Raw genomic sequence first — 15,689 nt, forward strand, 5'->3', positions numbered from 1 at the left:
CGTCCTGCAGGTCGATGTCGCGACACGCGCTCAGGCCGGCGGGGCCCTCCGGGTGGCCGGCTGTGGCCCGCGACGGCGAGGCCGGGGGAGTGTGGCGGCGGGGTTCCCGCTCACACGCCGGGTACCGGTGCCGCGGCAGGCGCGCGGACACTTCCTAGACTTGGCCCGTGACCAGCGCGGAAGAGGCATCACCACGGCCGTTGAGCCGGTCGTGGCGACCGGGCTTCCCGCTCGATCTTCCCGCCGTGCTGGCCCCGCTGCGCCGGGGAACGGGCGACCCCACCCTCCGCGTCGAGGAGGGTGCGGCATGGCGGGCCTGCACCACGCCCGAAGGCCCCACCACCCTCCGGCTCACCCGGCGCGACGGTGCGGTCCACGCGACGGCATGGGGGCCGGGAGCCCACTGGGTGCTGGACGGGGTGCCCGCGTTGCTGGGCGCGGAGGACGACGACAGTGACTTCGAGGCACACCATCCGCTGATCGCCGACACCCGGCGCCGCAACCCGGGCCTTCGCCTGGGAACGACCGGCCGCGTGTGGGACGTCCTCGTGCCGGCGGTACTGGAACAGAAGGTGACCGGCCGCGAGGCGTGGCGCTCCTGGCGTGAGCTGTGCCGGCGCTACGGCACACCCGCGCCCGGCCCGGCACCCGCCGGAATGCGGGTTCCACCCACCCCGCAGGCGATCCGGACGATTCCGGACTGGGAGTGGCACCGAGCGGGGCTCGACGGCGCTCGTCGCCGCACCCTCGTCCGGGTCGCCGGCGTCGCACGCCGGCTGGAGCGAGCGGTCGAGTTGGGTGGCGAGCGCGGTCGCCAACTGCTGCGCCTGGTACCGGGTATCGGCGTATGGACCGCGGCCGAGGTCGCGCAGCGGGCATGGGGTGACGCCGATGCGGTGAGCGTCGGCGACTTCCACATTCCTTCGGTGGTCGGTTGGGCCCTGCTCGGTCGACCGCTCGATGACGACGGCATGCTCGAGCTGCTGGCGCCCTACGCACCGCACCGCCATCGCGCTGTCCGCTATGTCGAGGCGTCCGGTTTCCGTAAGCCGCGGTTCGGCCCCCGCACCAGCCCACGTGACTACCGGCGCATCTGATCGTCTCGGTGGATCCAGGCACCCCACACGATGCCCGATTTGAGTTGTACGTTGAGATGTGGGGATTTCGACTCGCCCAACTCCCGTCAATGGATGCCCAACGTTGAGCACCAAGAACGCGAATGGAAGCGGCGACCGGGCCTCGGCCGTGGGTTGAACACAGGTCGTGGTGCCGGTGCCCGTGACGACTCCCACGTGAGATCGTCGGCGGCCCGCCCGGCCCGTCCGTTGGTGGCGAAGCTCAAGGAGGGGACAAGGCAGACGCCGACGGGCCGTCTCGCGAAGCCCAAGCCTCCAGGAGAGGGAGCCCGCGTTTGAGCGGGGGAGCGGACAGCCATGACGTCCCCTACGGGCGAGCATCACTACCGCGATTCGTGACAGGGCTGCAACCATCAGCCCGTTGCCATCGACGGCGGGAGGAACCGTATGAACGCGCCGCTGCTCCCCGCGCTCACCGAGCCCGACCAGCGGGAGGCGATCCGGTTCGGTCAGCACACCCTGACCTACCGGGACCTGGCCGGCACCGCCGGTTGGCTGGCGCGGCAGGTCACCGGCGCCGGGCGAGTGGCGGTGTGGGCGGACTCCTCGATCCACACCTGTGTGGCGGTCGTGGGGTGCTTGCTGGCCGGCGTCCCGGTGGTGCCGATCAACCCGAAGGTCGGCGAGCGGGAGCTGACACACATCGTCAACGACAGCAAGCCCTCCGCGGTACTGGCCGCACCGGGTGTCACCGTGCCCTCGGCTCTGGCCGGCCCGCGGCAGGTCCACGTTGACATCGAGGCGCGCGAACCGTGGACCGGGGAGGAACCGCCGGCGGATGCGTCCGCGCTCATCGTCTACACCTCGGGCACGACCGGCTCACCGAAGGGCGTCGTGCTGCCGCGTCGGGCGCTCGCGAGCAACCTCGATGCCCTGTCCAAGGCATGGGAGTGGACCTCCGAGGACGTCCTTGTCCATGCCCTGCCCCTGTTCCACGTGCACGGTCTGGTCCTCGGCGTGCTGGGGCCGCTGCGGCTCGGCGGGACTGTGCAGCACCTTGGGCGATTCGACCCCGAAGGCATAGGGACCGCGCTCGCCAGAACGGCGACCATGATGTTCGGCGTTCCCACGATGTACCAACGGCTTCTCGCCTCGGCCGAGGCGGACCCCGAGCTTGCGCGGGCGCTCGGCCGGGCGCGCCTTCTCGTGTCCGGATCGGCGGCCCTGCCCGCCACCGTGCACGAGCGCATCCACGAGGTGACCGGGCAACGCGTCGTGGAGCGCTACGGCATGACCGAGACGCTGATGAACTGCGCCATCCGCGCCAGTGGCGACCGCCGGCCGGGCACCGTGGGACCCGCGGTGGACACGGTGGACCTCCGGTTGGTGGACGAGACCGGCCAGCCGCAGGACGTCTACGACGACGAAACCGTCGGCGAGATCGAAGTTCGAGGCCCCAATCTGTTCCTGGAATACCTGAACCGCCCCGACGCCACGGCCGCGGTGTTCCACGACGGGTGGTTCCGTACCGGCGACATGGCGACGCGCGCTGCGGACGGCTACTACCGCATCGTCGGTCGACGCGCGACCGATCTGATCAAGAGTGGTGGCTACAAGATCGGCGCGGGGGAGATCGAGAACGCCCTGCTGGAGCATCCGGACGTCGCCGAGGTCGCGGTCACCGGGGAACCCGACGCCGACCTGGGTGAGCGGGTCGTCGCCTGGGTGGTTCCCGTCGGCGGGCGCCACCCCTCGGAACAGGAGCTCACCGACCATGTCGCGCGGTTGCTCGCCCCGCACAAGCGGCCACGGACGGTCCGGTACCTGAATGAGTTGCCTCGCAACGACATGGGCAAGGTGGTGAAGACGCGGTTGATCGCGCCACCGGCGTGGTCGAAGGACCGGTAAACGCCGGCCCGGCGCACGACGGCGACCACGTTTTGGGACCGCGCGAGGTTGGCAGAGAAGTCAGCACGCCCACCCGAATCCGGCTCCGCTCACGCTCCGCCGGGTGCGGTTGCCTGCCGGATCACCTTCCGACTTTCGAGTCGGCTTCATGCTCAATAGCGCGCGAACACTGAGGAGGCATTGGGGTTCGCCTCCGTCTCGGTGACCTGTGAGCCGAGCGGTCACGCGCGGGCGTGGGGCGGAGCAGATCGCGTCGAGCAGTTACCCGCGGGCGCGGGCAAGGCCGGTGAGCATAGTTCTGCGGCTCCTCTCCCCACGCCGACTCGCTGCACACAGGAGAACAACGCTGATGCTGTCCTGTTGTTTGGCTGGCAGCCAGCTTCGCGCGGACGCCGGCATGCTGGGCGGCCAACAGGCACGCAGGGTGACAGGGTGGTGTAGCGGACGCCGTATGTTCTTGCCCCGCCGGCGCGCGATGAGGGTCCGCAACTGCCCTGGTGCCAACTATCCCCGAGCGCGGGCGAGACGGACGAGTTCCGGAATGGTGTCCACGTTGGACGGAAGCGCACCGACCGGCCACCATTGCAGGTCCACCGACTCCGCGCTGCGCACCGCCCGCGCCCCGACCGGCGCGCGCACCAGGAAGCGCACGTCCAGGTGCCGCGTGGGAACACCCAGCGAGCACGTGATCGGGTGCACGTCCAGGTGCAGCGGGCTTGGCTCGATCCACAGGTCCGCGATACCCGACTCCTCGACCGCCTCCCGCAGCGCGGCGCCGAGCAGGCTCGTGTCCTCCGGCTCGCAGTGACCGCCGAGCTGCAACCACCGGCCCACCCGCGGATGCAGGGTCAGCAGCACGTGGTCACCGCTCGCGTCGAACACCACCGCGGAGGCGGTCAGATGCCCCGGCTCGCACGACCGCATACAGCCGTCCGGCCGCGCGGCCAGAAAGGCCAGGAACGCATGCCGCAACGCCTCCTGACGCTCGTCGTCCGGACGCCACTCGAACAGGGTGCGCACCGCGTCCGCGTGCAGGCTCACCATGAACCTCCGTGGATGTTTCGGGTTTCGGCCCAGGGGAATCGGACCTCTGCTCAGCAGGGCCTGGGCTGTGGATCGCGCGGTGGTGTTGCCGTGCCGTGGTGAATACCCTCGCCGCGTGCCCGCATACCTCCGTTCTTGAGACCGGGGCGAAGCCGGGCAACTGAACGGGTACCAATGGTCGACCACGTGCCCCGGGGCGTCGGCTCCCGATGTGTGCAGGTGGTATCAGACCCTCCGACAACGCTCGGGCGGCAGCCGGGCGCAAAGCGGGGACCCTTGCCCCGAAGGACACGGGTCCCCGTGCTTCAGCGCAGGCACGGATCAAAGCTCCACCAAACCCCCACCGACGTCGGCCAGCGGCCGCGGGGCCGCCGGCCCCTCGGCGGGATGACCCACGGCGACCGCCCCCAGCGGCTGCCAATCCGTCGGGAGGTTCAAGACGCCCCGCACCACGTCGGGGCAGAACAGCGTCGACGACACCCAGCACGAGCCGAGCTCCTCGGCGGCCAGGGCCACCAGCAGCCCCTGCACGGCCGCCCCGCCGGCAACGGTGAACATCGTCCGCTCCGCGCCCGACCGCCGCTGGTCCGGGTAGCTGTGCGCGCCCTCGCACACCAGGAACGGCAACACCAGTTCCGGCGCCGCAAACAGCAGGTCGCCCCGCCGCACCCGGCGGTCCACCCGCTCCGGCGACATTCCCTCCGCCGTCAGGTCCGCGCGCCACGCCTCCCGCATCGTGGTCAGCAGCTTCGCCCGGAGCACACGATCGCGGACCCACACGAACCGCACCGGGTGGGTGTGGTGCGGCGCCGGGGCGGTCAACGCGGCTCCGACCGCACGCCGCACCGCGTCCTCGGGCACCGGCTCGTCGGAGAAGACCCGCACCGAGCGGCGCAGCAACACCGCCTCCCGGCGGCCCTGGGCGATCGCCTCGGCGGTACCCAACCGGAACAGGTCCTCCTCGACGGGTCGCACGAGATCGCGCGCGGTGGAGCCGTCGTCGTCGACACGAAGCCCGCGAACCACCGCCACGGGCACCCCACCCAGCTTGCCCTTCACCAGGTCCGCGGCGGCCGCCAGCTCGTCGGCCACCGCCACCGCGGTCACATACAGCTCGTTGCCCTGCTGGTCCGTGTGGCCGGCGTACGGGTGCAACACGGGCAGGCCCGACGAGCCGATCGCCGCGTCGGTCTGGCCGATCCGCCACGCCCGGCCCATGGTGTCGGTGATCACCACGGCCACCGACACGCCCAGCCGCCCACGCAGCTCCGACCGCAGCCGGGCCGCCGAGGCATCCGGGTCGACCGGCAGCAACGCCAGCTCCCCGGTCGCCACGTTCGAGTTGTCCACGCCGGCGGCCGCCTGCACCACGCCGATCCGGTTCTGGCTGATCACGGTGTTGCGGAAGCGGGCCAGAACCCGCACCGACTCCTGCTCGACCAGCCGGCGACGCGCCGCGTCCCGGGCCTGCGGCTCGGTCGGCACCGTCACCAGCCGACCCTCCACTTTGGACACGATCTTGCTCGTGACCACGAGCACGTCACCATCGGCCAGCCACGGGGCGGCCGCGGCGATGGCACCGGCCAGGTCATCACCCGGCCGGAACTCCGGCAGCCCGGCCACCGCGAGCAACTCCACCCGCCCGGCGGCGTGGTCGCCCGGCACCTGCTCAGCCAACCGACACCCCCGCCAGCTCGAAGGCGGCCCGGGCCATCGCCGCCGTGGCATCCACATCGGACATCAGCAGCGGTACTGCGCGCACCGCCACACCCGGCACGTCGGCGGTGTCGCCGGTGTGCACCAGCCACCCGTCGAGCACACCGCCCTCGCCCCGGGAACCGTAATGGCGTCCAACCGCCTCCGCGGTCGTCTCGACCCCGATCGCCGCCAGGCACGCGTCAGCCATCCCACGCAGCGGCCGGCCCGCGATGATCGGGGAGATCCCGACCACCTTGGCCGGCGTCTGGCGGATCGCCTGCCGGATGCCCGGGACCGCCAGGATCGTGCCCACGCTCACCACCGGGTTGGACGGCGCCAACACCACGACGTCGGCCGCCGCGAGCGCCTCGGCGACGCCCGGGGCGGGCTTGGCCTCGTCCGCACCGACCGGGACGATCGCGTGCGCCGGCAACCCGGCACGGTGCCGCACCCACCACTCCTGGAAGTGGATCGCGCGGCGCTCACCGCTGTCCGGGTCGTCCACGACCACGTGCGTCTCGGACCGGTCGTCGGTGGCCGGCAGCAACCGCACGCCGGGGCGCCAGCGCGTGCACAACGCCTCGGTGACGGCGGACAGCGGGTAACCGGCCCGCAGCATCCGCGACCGGACCAGGTGGGTGGCAACGTCCCGGTCACCCAGTCCGAACCAGGTGGGCTCGGCGCCGTAGGCGGCCAGTTCCTCCTTGACCGTCCACGTCTCACCGGCGCGGCCCCAGCCCCGCCCCACGTCGATCCCGCCGCCCAACGTGTACATGCACGTGTCCAGATCCGGACAGACCCGAAGACCGTGCATCCACACGTCGTCACCCGTGTTGACCACGGCGACGACCTCTTGCTTCGACTCCCCCTCGGCGGCGCCGACGGCGGGCAGACCCAACGCGGACTTCACACCGAGCAGGAACCGCGCACCACCGACACCACCCACGAGCACGACGACCCTCACGGGAGGCGATCCTCGCACGCCGGGGTCAGTCCCAGACCATGAGCTTGCTGAAGTAGAACGCACCCCCGCCGGCGAGATCCCGGTCGCCGCCGATCACGTCGAAGACCGTCGCGGAGAGCGTGAAGAACGCCTGGCGAACCGGCGGGAGGCCGATCAGCGCCGCGAACAGGATCAGCGGCGCCCACGGGCGGGCCTTCTCCGCGAAGTGCTGGGTCTTCGGCGAGACCCAGGGCTCCCAGATGCCGAACCCGTCCAGGCCGGGAACCGGGAGGATGTTGAGGACGAAGGCAAAGATCTGGATCAGCGCGAGGAAGGACAGCCCGAACGCCAGCCCGGGCGGCATCGGCACGTTCGCCACCGCCGCGGTCAGCAGGATGCCGAGCGCGAGGTTGGTTGCGGGTCCGGCCAGGGACACCATCGACTCGACACGCCGGGAACGCAGTGCGTGATGGTTGATCCACACCGCGCCACCAAAGAGCGGGATGCCACCGAGGGCCAACAACAGCAAGGGGATCAGCAGACTGAAGATCGGATCGGTATAACGGCGGATGTCCAGCGTCAGGTAGCCCTTGTCCCGGACCGAGAAGTCGCCGCCCCGATACGCGACTATGGCGTGTCCGAACTCGTGCAGACACAACGAGACGGCCCAACCGCCGAGCACCAGCACGATGATGCCGATGGTCACGGTGTCGGCGAGTGTCGCGAGGAAGCCGCCGATGACCGTGATCGCGAGGATGGCCAGGAACAACGGGCTCAGTCGGGCATGAGAGTGCGTCACTCCTCCAGTCTGCCCAGTTAGGCGATCCGCCTCTCGTCCGTTCGGAGTCTTCCCCGGACGGGTGTTCTCCGCTTGCGTCGGTGCTGTGACACAGGTGTAATCACATCGGTGTCATTCGTCGTAGGGACGGCGAGTCCGCCAACCGGGGAGTGCGGAAGGCGAGGAGGCGGACGGACATGCATGGGATCCAAGGGAGCCGTGTGACGGAGCGGGGGGCCGCGGAACCGGCCGGCGTCGACATGCTGGCCCAGTTGTTCGGCGTGGCAGAGGAACAGGATTGGCAGGAACGCGCCCTGTGCGCGCAGACCGACCCGGAGGCGTTCTTCCCGGAGAAGGGCGGATCCACCCGGGAGGCCAAGCGGATCTGCGCGGGGTGCGAGGTGCGTGCCGAGTGCCTGGAGTACGCACTGGCGCACGACGAGCGCTTCGGCATTTGGGGGGGACTGTCCGAACGGGAACGACGCAAGCTCAAGCGGCGCGCGGTCTAGCCCGGTCGACGCTGCGGTTGTGAGCGGGGCCACGCCCCGGTTCGCCCGTCAGGTCGTACCGTGTTGGCTTGCTCGGCTCCGGGCTTCGCTGCGCACCTTGTCGCAGCGAAGCCCGCTTCGCCCGTCGCCTCGCAGTGTTCAACCACCCGGTGCCGGGGAAGCACCGGCCGGGTTGGGACAAGGCGACGCACGGGAGGGCCGGTGCCGAGGACAGCTCCGCCCCTGTTACGGACCGCGCCCGTACTCGCGGTACTGGTGTGCCACGACGGCGAGCCGTGGTTACCCCAGGTGCTGTCGGCGCTGCGCAACCTGAGCGTGCGGCCACGACACGTCCTCGCGGTGGACACGGGTTCGGTCGACGGCACCGCCGACCTGCTGGCGGAGGCCGCCGAAGGTGAACGCGGCACACGGTTGCTCGACGGTGTCCTGACACTGCCGCGCGAAACCGGCTTCGGTGCGGCGGTGTATGCGGCGGTCGACCACGCGGTGGATCGGTGGGGCGACCCTGGCTCGTGGGTGTGGCTGCTGCACGACGACTGCGCTCCCGAAGCCGATGCGTTGGTCGCCATGCTCACCGCCACCGAGATGTCACCGTCCGTCGGTGTCGTGGGACCGCTCGTGCTCGACTGGACGGATCCTCGACTCGTGGTCGAGGCCGGGCTCGCGACCGACGCGTCCGGGCACCGGCAGACCGGAATCGGCCCGGCCGAATTGGACTGGGGGCGTTTTCACACCGACGACGGTGACCGTGCCGGCACCATTGGTCGGTTCGAGCAGAGCACAGAGGTGCTGGCCGTCGGGACCGCTGGCGCGCTGATCCGTCGCGACGTGTGGGAGGAGCTGGGCGGCTTCGACCCGGCAATGCCGTTGGCGGGCGAGGACATCGACTTCGGCTGGCGGGCCAACGAAGCCGGCCACCTCGTGCTCTGCGTACCCGGCGCACGGGTCCGTCACGCCCGGGCGGCCAGCCGTGGAAAGCGAACGGTCGACGCGTTACCCGCGTCGCTGCGCGGAAAACAATCGGGGACACGGTTGGCGGCGGCCGAACGGGCGCACGGGCTCCGCACCTTCCTCGTCAACTGCGCTCCACTGTCATTCGTACTCGGCCTGCCCCGACTGGCCGCCCTGACCCTGTTACGTGCTCTGGGTTTCACGTTTCTCCGGCGGTTCGACCGGGCGCGTGCCGAATGGGCCGCGCTCGGTTCTCTTGTCGGTGGAAGGGCGCGGCTTCTTGCCGCACGACGGGAACGCCGACGAACCCGGCGGGTTGGGCGCGGGGCTCGCGGATTGCTCGTCGGGAGGATTTCTCGTCTCCGCAACGCTTTCCGAAACGCAATCGCTTATCTGGTACGGCGCCGGATACAGGCCGACATGTCACTGGGTCGATTGCCCACCGGCGCCGGTCAGCTCGCGGTATGGGCCACCACAACGGAACCCGGCCGTCGCCGCCCGGTCGGCCCGGAGACGTTGCCCGCCGGTGCGATCGCCCGCCGGGACGCCGGCCGCGTGGGACTGCGTCAACCCGCACGCACGGTCGTTGTTCCCGTTGATACTGCGGCGCCAAGACCGCGTCCGCGACCCGGCCCCGGTGGCAGGGACGCCGCTCCCGATCTCGTGCTGGTCGACATGGGCGCCGGCCGCGTCCTCCGCGAACTCGCGCTGGCGCCACCCGTCCTGCTCGTTGCCGCGCTGACCCTGCTGGCCCTGGGCATCCACTCCGCACGGCTGGGCCTGGACCCGGCCGGCGGCCGGCTGCTTCCCCTCGGGGGGCTCGCCGACACCTGGCGGGAGTACCTCGCCGCATGGCATCCGGTGCACGGCGGCACCGCGACGCCCGCCCCGGCCGCGCTCGCCGTCGTGGGCCTGCTCGGCGCGGTGCTCGGTGGGCCACCGGCCGCGGTGGCCCTGCTGATCCTGTCGCAGCTCCCGCTGGCGGGGCTCAGCGCCTACTTCTCCACCCGGCGCGCGCCGGTGCACCGTCCGGTCCGCGCGGTGGTCGCCGCCGGCTACGCACTGCTCCCCGCGGCCACGGCCGGAGCCGCACAGGGGCGGCTGGACGCCGTGGTGGCCCACGTGCTCATCCCGCCGGTCCTGGCCGGTGTCGTCGCGGTCCTCTGGCCACCGGCCCGGGGGAACGCGCCCACCTCCTGGCTGTCGACCGCGGCCGCGACGGCGCTCGGTCTTGCCGTGCTCGGTGCCTTCTCCCCACTCGGACACCTGATGGTCCTCGCCGTCGCGTTGGTCGGCTTCGTGCTGGTGCCGGGACGCCCCGGGGACGGCCGGCGGCGCCTGATCGCCCTCGCCACGGTCGTGCTCGCGCCCCTGGCGGTGCTCCTGCCGTGGCCCGCCGCGGTGCTGACGCACCCCGGCGTGGTGCTGCACGGGATCGGGGCGGCCGTGCCCGAGCAACCGGTTCCGGGCGCTGGGCTGATCGCCCTGTATCCCGGTGGGCCCGGCGCAGTGCCCTGGCTGGGCGTGCTGTTCGTGCTGGCCGGGGCGGTTGCCGTGCTGATCCGGCCCCGTGCCGTCCTGCCCGGGCTCGGCGTCGTGGCGCTGGCGGCGCTGGCGGTTGGGGCGCTGCTGGTTGTTCCCGCGGCGCATCCCACTGGCGGGCCGGCCCAGCACGCGTGGCCCGGCGTCCCGTTGCTGTTCGCCGGCTGCGGCTTGCTGTGGGCAGTGCTCGCCGCGTGCCAGCCGGGGCCGGTGCGCCGGATTCCGGACAGGACGGTGGCCCTCGCCTCGGTGATCGGGATCGGGGCGCTCGCTGCGGGCGCCCTCTGGGGCGGGCGCGAAGGCCCCCTGCGCATGACCGGCGGGCCGGCCTTGTCGACGACCGTGGCCGAGGAGGCCGCACGTGCCGGAAGCGGCGTCCTCTTCCTTGCCGACGGCCGGGCCCGGCTGGTCGCGGGCCGGAGCCCGCGGTTCGGCGACGACGATCTCGCACCGACCGGCGGGGCGAGCACGCGGCTGGCGAGCTGGGGGAAGGCGTTGCGCAGCGGGAGCGAGGTCGACGTCCGCGCGACCCTGGCCGCCCTGGCCGCGTCGGGTGTGCGTCACCTCGTGCTTCCGGACCGCCCGACGGCCGACCGGATCCGGGTGGCAGCAGGCAGGGGAGCCATCGATTCCTCGCCCACACCCGACGGCCGACCCGTCCTCCGCGTGCTTCTCCCGAACGCGCCGGCAGTGCTGTTGTCCGCGGAACAGGCAACCAGAGCGCGCTCCGGCGGCACCCCACCGGCCGAGCCCGGAGCCCGCGGTGTTGTTGTGGTCGAACAGATTCCGTCCGATGTCGCGGTGCGGACGTCGGACGGTCCGAAGGGGCGGCTGCTGGTTCTCGCCGCCGCGCAGGAGCCCGGCTGGCGCGCCGAGATCGACGGCAAGCCGGTCGAACTCGCCACCGCATGGGGACACCAGGTGGCCGTTCCGGTACCTGCCGGCTCGGCCGAGATCCGGGTCGACCCGCCCGCCCCCCTGCGCCCGCTCCTCCTACTCGTGCAGCTCGCCGCGACCCTTTTCCTGGTGATCACCGCCGTTCCCGCCAGGCGGCGCTGAGCGGGTCGGCGAAAGCTGGCGTGGTGCGGGGCGCGGAGTCACTCGCCCTCGACGACGTCCGGGTCCAGGCCGAGGTAGGTGGCGACCTGCTCCACCAGCACGTCGTGCACCAGGTCGGACAGGTCGTGGCCGTCCTTCGCCCTGGCCTCCAGGGGGCGGCGGTACAGCACGATGCGGGCCCGGGTCGGCAGCCCCCGCCGGTCCACCCCGGCCGGCACCAGGCGGGCCAGCGGCACGTTGCCGTCCTCGACGACGTCGCTGCCCCACATCAACTCCTCCGGGGAGGTGACGTTCACCTCGGGGACGTCGTCGACCGCCACGTCGAGCTGGGTCAGCTCGGTGTGCCAGCGCTGCTCGATCGGTTCCAGCGCCTCCAGCACCAGCTGGTCGAACCGCTCGGCCCTGGTCCGGGCCGCCGGAAGCGACGCCGGGTAAAGCGGTCCGCGCAGGCCACGGCCGTGCCGGTCACGGCGCCGCCGGACCCGCGGGGCCTGACCGCGTGCCATCACCACGGCGCTACAGGGTACGCCGTGCGTGTCACCCGCGTGCCTGCCACGCTCCCACTCGGCGTGGCGCTATCGTCGCCCCCGTGCGGAGCGTGAGGCGGTGCTCTCGGACCGGGTGCGCCAACCCGGCCGTTGCGACGCTCACCTACGCCTACGCCGACTCCACCGCGGTGGTCGGTCCCCTCGCCACGTACGCCGAACCGCACAGCTACGACCTGTGCGAGGCGCATGCGATGCGGCTGACCGTGCCCCGCGGGTGGGAGGTGGTGCGGCACGAGGGTGAGTTCGCCGTCCCGCAGCCCTCGGCGGACGACCTGACCGCGCTCGCGGAGGCGGTGCGGGAGGCCGGTCGCGCCGACCGGCCGGTCGAGACGTCCGACGCGGCCGGTGGCACCGGCCGGCGCGGACATCTCCGGGTGCTGCCCGACCCCGTCGACGACTGATGATCGACCCCGCGCCTGCCCGAGCGGGCTGATCGTGCTTCGTCCGTTGTCGTGCTTGCCTCCCGAGCGCCCCACGACCCCCGTGGTGACCTCGCTTGCGGTTGACCGGAGGAGAACAGCCCCGCCCCGGGACGGCCCCCGCCCTCTCCGGGGGCCGACGCCCCGCGTCCAGCCTAGTGATCAAGAAAACCGCAGGTCAAACGGGTGTCCACAGCGGAGGCTGGTTATCCACAGCACGTCGATGACCGGTTGACAGGCGCGACGCACCCGCCCACCCCGGCAAGGTGAAGCTCACCCACACCGGGCAGGGCACAACTCACCCGGGCCGACCACACGGACGGGCGGGATACACGCACCGTGCACGGCACGCACCTGACGGTTCGCGCTGGTCGTGCCGGCAGCTCCGGGTGTGACACGTTCGGCCCACAGATCGCCGGCAGGTGCCCCATCCGACGCGAGTCCGGCACCGCGCGCCTCGCCCCCGTCGGTAGGCTGCCGCTGGCAGCACGAGCGGAGCAAACGGGGAGAAGGCGTGCGCGACCTGTCGGGGATCGTCAAGGCCTACGACGTCCGGGGCGTCGTAGGCAAGGAGCTCGACACGGATCTGGTGCGGGACCTGGGTGCCGCGTTCGCCCGGCTCGTCGGCGGTCCGGCCGTCGTGGTCGGGCACGACATGCGCGAGTCCTCGCCGGGCCTTGCCACCGCCTTCGCCGAGGGCGTCACTGGCCAGGGCGTCGACGTGATCAGCATCGGCCTGGCCAGCACCGACCTGCTCTACTTCGCGTCCGGTCGGCTGGAGCTGCCCGGCGCGATGTTCACCGCCAGCCACAACCCCGCGCAGTACAACGGCATCAAGCTCTGTCGTGCCGGCGCCGCCCCGGTCGGCCAGGACAGCGGGCTGGCCGAGATCCGCGAGATGGTCGAGCAGGGCGTGCCCGAGTTCCTCGGCCAGCGCGGCACGCTCAGCGAGCGCGACATGCTCGACGAGTACGCCGCCTACCTGCGCACCCTGGTCGACCTCACGCACATCCGCCCGCTGAGGGTCGTGGTGGACGCCGGCAACGGCATGGGCGGCCACACCGTGCCCAAGGTCTTCGACGGCCTGCCCGTCGAGCTGGTCCCGATGTACTTCGAGCTCGACGGCACCTTCCCCAACCACGAGGCCAACCCGTTGGACCCGGCCAACCTGGTGGACCTGCAGGCCAAGGTCCGCGAGGTGGGCGCCGACGCCGGCCTGGCCTTCGACGGCGACGCCGACCGCTGCTTCGTGGTCGACGCCGCGGGCGACCCGGTCTCGCCCAGCACGATCACCGCCCTGGTCGCCGTGCGCGAGCTGGCCAAGGAACCCGGCGGCACCATCATCCACAACCTGATCACGTCCAAGTCCGTGCCCGAGATCGTCACCGAGCACGGCGGCCGCCCGGTGCGCACCCGCGTCGGCCACTCCTTCATCAAGCAGAAGATGGCCGAGAGCGGTGCGATCTTCGGCGGCGAGCACTCCGCGCACTACTACTTCCGGGACTTCTGGCGTGCCGACACCGGCATGCTCGCCGCCCTGCACGTGCTCGCCGCCCTGGGGGAGCAGGACAAGCCGCTGGCCGAGCTGACCCGCGACTACACCCGCTACGCCGCCTCCGGGGAGATCAACTCCACCGTGGACGACCAGGCCGGCCGGATGGCCGCGGTCCGCGCCGCCTACGCCGACGCCGACGGCGTCCGCATCGACGAGCTGGACGGGCTGACCGTGGAGCTGCCGGACGGGTCCTGGTTCAACCTGCGGGCCTCCAACACCGAGCCGCTGCTGCGACTCAACGTGGAGGCCAAGGACGCCGAGGCGGTCGCGGCGCTGCGGGACGCGGTGCTGGCGATCGTGCGCGGCTGAGGAGACGGGAGAGCGCACATGGCGGTCCAACTCGACCCCCAGCTGCTGGAGATCCTCGCCTGCCCGTGCCCGGCGCACGCCCCGCTGCGCGTGGGTATCCCGCAGGACCCGCAGGCCGACTACCTGACCTGCACCTCGTGCGGGCGACGGTTCCCGGTCCGCGACGGCATCCCGGTGCTGTTGCTTGACGAGGCGGAACAGCCACCCCCCGGGGGCGACGACCAACCCGGCGGCGGCCAGGCGAGGTAGCGGTGCTGGACGACAGCCTGCTCGACGACCCCGCCCGACTGGGCGAGGCGGACACCGGCGGGCTGCTGCGGGCGGCCGCCACCGGGGGCGCCCAGCTCCGGTCCACGCTGGAGACCGCGGCCGAGCGCGGCCTGGCCGAGTTCGGCGCGGACCGGCCCCGCGCGGTGGTGTTGCTCACCCGCCCCGGCGTGGGAAGCACCGCCGCCGCGGTGCTGGCCGCCCTGCTCGGGCCCGGCTGCCCGGTCCCGGTGGTGCTCTGCGATGCCGCGCCGAGCTGGATCGGCGCGCTCGACGTCGTCGTGGCGCACACCGACGACCCGGGCGACGTGGTGCTGGCCGAGTCGATCGACCTGGCCGTTCGCCGCGGTGCCCGGGTACTGCTCACCGCCCCGGACTCCGGTCCGGTCGCGGCGGCGGCCGCCGGCCACGCCGTGCTGCTCCCGCCGCGCGTCCCGGCACCGGCCGGGCTCGCCTTCGCCCGCGCGCTCGGCGGTGGCCTGCTCGCCGCCACCGGGCTGGGCCTGCTGGGCACCGACCTCACCGCGATCGCCGACGAGCTGGACCGCGAGGCCGAGCGCAACCACCCGGCCCATGAGTTGTTGGTCAACCCGGCGAAGGCGCTGGCGCTGCGGATGGCCGAGCGCCGCCCCCTGTTGTGGGGGCTGGACCCGGTGGCGACCGCGGTGGCCGGCCAGGCGGCGCACGCGCTGGCCACCTTCGCCGGTGTGGTGGCCGACGCCGTGGGCTACCCCCAGGCGGTCAACCAGACCGCCCTGCACCGCGCCGCCGTCCAGGTGACGTCGGGCGCGGACCTGTTCCTGGATCCCGAGGAGGTGCCCGGCGGCCTGCCGCGCGTGCTGCTGCTCGCGGTGCGCCAGGGCGGGGTTGGTGAAGCCGCCCGGCGGGCCGCCGAGGACACCCTGCCCGGGGCCGACGTGGTGGCCGTCGCGGAGGAGGTGGCCGAGTCCTCGGCCGGGGACGCGCCGCTGGGCGCGGCGGTGCTCGCCGCCCGGTTCGACCTCGCCGCCCTCTACCTCGGGCTGGCCACCGGGTCGTGGGGTGGTCCCGGCGCGGGTTGACACCGCCAGCCGGGACCGACGT

Annotated in this window: 13 protein-coding genes; 8 read left to right on the forward strand and 5 right to left on the reverse strand. The window is 72.4% G+C overall.

The features are described from left to right. Window positions 1–167 precede the first annotated feature (167 nt). Window positions 168–1,097, forward strand: a complete 930-nt coding sequence (locus IEY55_RS20010; RefSeq protein WP_229686565.1) for a DNA-3-methyladenine glycosylase family protein — start codon at window positions 168–170, stop codon at window positions 1,095–1,097. A 426-nt stretch (window positions 1,098–1,523) separates the two neighbouring features. Further along, a complete protein-coding gene (locus tag IEY55_RS20015; protein WP_189060026.1) occupies window positions 1,524–2,984 on the forward strand; it encodes an acyl-CoA synthetase in 1,461 nt (486 codons plus the stop codon). Window positions 2,985–3,488: 504 nt separating this feature from the next. Here the strand turns inward: IEY55_RS20015 and IEY55_RS20020 are convergent. The 4 genes from IEY55_RS20020 to IEY55_RS20035 all read right to left on the reverse strand — a co-directional run bounded on the left by IEY55_RS20020 (window position 3,489) and on the right by IEY55_RS20035 (window position 7,468). Next, window positions 3,489–4,028 (reverse strand): NUDIX hydrolase, encoded by a 540-nt coding sequence (locus IEY55_RS20020; protein ID WP_189060027.1) that lies wholly within the window; start codon window positions 4,026–4,028, stop codon window positions 3,489–3,491. 321 nt (window positions 4,029–4,349) lie between these two features. Next, on the reverse strand, window positions 4,350–5,762 hold the full coding sequence (locus IEY55_RS20025; RefSeq protein WP_189060028.1) for a coenzyme F420-0:L-glutamate ligase: 1,413 nt from the start codon (window positions 5,760–5,762) through the stop codon (window positions 4,350–4,352). After that, window positions 5,698–6,690, reverse strand: a complete 993-nt coding sequence (cofD, locus tag IEY55_RS20030; protein WP_189060029.1) for a 2-phospho-L-lactate transferase — start codon at window positions 6,688–6,690, stop codon at window positions 5,698–5,700. Before cofD ends, IEY55_RS20025 begins: the two co-directional genes overlap by 65 nt. Before the next feature lie 25 nt (window positions 6,691–6,715). After that, the gene (locus IEY55_RS20035) at window positions 6,716–7,468 is read right to left on the reverse strand and encodes a site-2 protease family protein (RefSeq protein ID WP_189060030.1); all 753 of its coding nucleotides are present in this window, start codon (window positions 7,466–7,468) and stop codon (window positions 6,716–6,718) included. Window positions 7,469–7,707: 239 nt separating this feature from the next. On the opposite strand from IEY55_RS20035, the gene IEY55_RS20040 reads away from it, so the two are divergent. Then, complete coding sequence (locus IEY55_RS20040; RefSeq protein WP_189060059.1) at window positions 7,708–7,956, forward strand: WhiB family transcriptional regulator; 249 nt, start codon at window positions 7,708–7,710, stop codon at window positions 7,954–7,956. A 201-nt stretch (window positions 7,957–8,157) separates the two neighbouring features. Then, entirely contained in the window at window positions 8,158–11,508 is a 3,351-nt protein-coding gene (locus IEY55_RS20045) for a glycosyltransferase family 2 protein (RefSeq protein WP_189060031.1), read from the forward strand. A gap of 38 nt (window positions 11,509–11,546) precedes the next feature. Here IEY55_RS20045 and IEY55_RS20050 read toward each other — a convergent pair whose 3' ends face one another. Then, complete coding sequence (locus IEY55_RS20050; protein ID WP_189060032.1) at window positions 11,547–12,014, reverse strand: metallopeptidase family protein; 468 nt, start codon at window positions 12,012–12,014, stop codon at window positions 11,547–11,549. 92 nt (window positions 12,015–12,106) lie between these two features. Here IEY55_RS20050 and IEY55_RS20055 point away from each other — a divergent pair, with 92 nt between their 5' ends. From IEY55_RS20055 to IEY55_RS20070, 4 genes are all read left to right on the forward strand, one after another. Then, window positions 12,107–12,457, forward strand: a complete 351-nt coding sequence (locus tag IEY55_RS20055; RefSeq protein WP_189060060.1) for a DUF3499 domain-containing protein — start codon at window positions 12,107–12,109, stop codon at window positions 12,455–12,457. Between the two features lie 532 nt (window positions 12,458–12,989). Then, a complete protein-coding gene (locus IEY55_RS20060) occupies window positions 12,990–14,339 on the forward strand; it encodes a phosphomannomutase/phosphoglucomutase (RefSeq protein WP_189060033.1) in 1,350 nt (449 codons plus the stop codon). An 18-nt stretch (window positions 14,340–14,357) separates the two neighbouring features. Beyond that, complete coding sequence (locus IEY55_RS20065; protein WP_189060034.1) at window positions 14,358–14,588, forward strand: Trm112 family protein; 231 nt, start codon at window positions 14,358–14,360, stop codon at window positions 14,586–14,588. Window positions 14,589–14,590: 2 nt separating this feature from the next. Beyond that, window positions 14,591–15,667 (forward strand): SIS domain-containing protein, encoded by a 1,077-nt coding sequence (locus IEY55_RS20070; RefSeq protein WP_189060035.1) that lies wholly within the window; start codon window positions 14,591–14,593, stop codon window positions 15,665–15,667. The last annotated feature ends 22 nt before the right edge of the window (window positions 15,668–15,689 follow it).

Origin of the sequence: Longimycelium tulufanense (assembly GCF_014645795.1) — a bacterium.
In the GTDB taxonomy this organism is placed as follows: domain Bacteria; phylum Actinomycetota; class Actinomycetes; order Mycobacteriales; family Pseudonocardiaceae; genus Longimycelium; species Longimycelium tulufanense.

Excerpts from the sequence above, each read along its gene's own strand:
- IEY55_RS20015 (WP_189060026.1), top strand. The coding sequence starts at position 1,524 with ATGAACGCGCCGCTGCTCCCCGCGCTCACCGAGCCCGACCAGCGGGAG.
- IEY55_RS20020 (WP_189060027.1), bottom strand. The coding sequence starts at position 4,028 with ATGGTGAGCCTGCACGCGGACGCGGTGCGCACCCTGTTCGAGTGGCGT.
- IEY55_RS20025 (WP_189060028.1), bottom strand. The coding sequence starts at position 5,762 with ATGTGGATGCCACGGCGGCGATGGCCCGGGCCGCCTTCGAGCTGGCGG.
- IEY55_RS20040 (WP_189060059.1), top strand. The coding sequence starts at position 7,708 with ATGCTGGCCCAGTTGTTCGGCGTGGCAGAGGAACAGGATTGGCAGGAA.
- IEY55_RS20050 (WP_189060032.1), bottom strand. The coding sequence starts at position 12,014 with ATGGCACGCGGTCAGGCCCCGCGGGTCCGGCGGCGCCGTGACCGGCAC.
- IEY55_RS20065 (WP_189060034.1), top strand. The coding sequence starts at position 14,358 with ATGGCGGTCCAACTCGACCCCCAGCTGCTGGAGATCCTCGCCTGCCCG.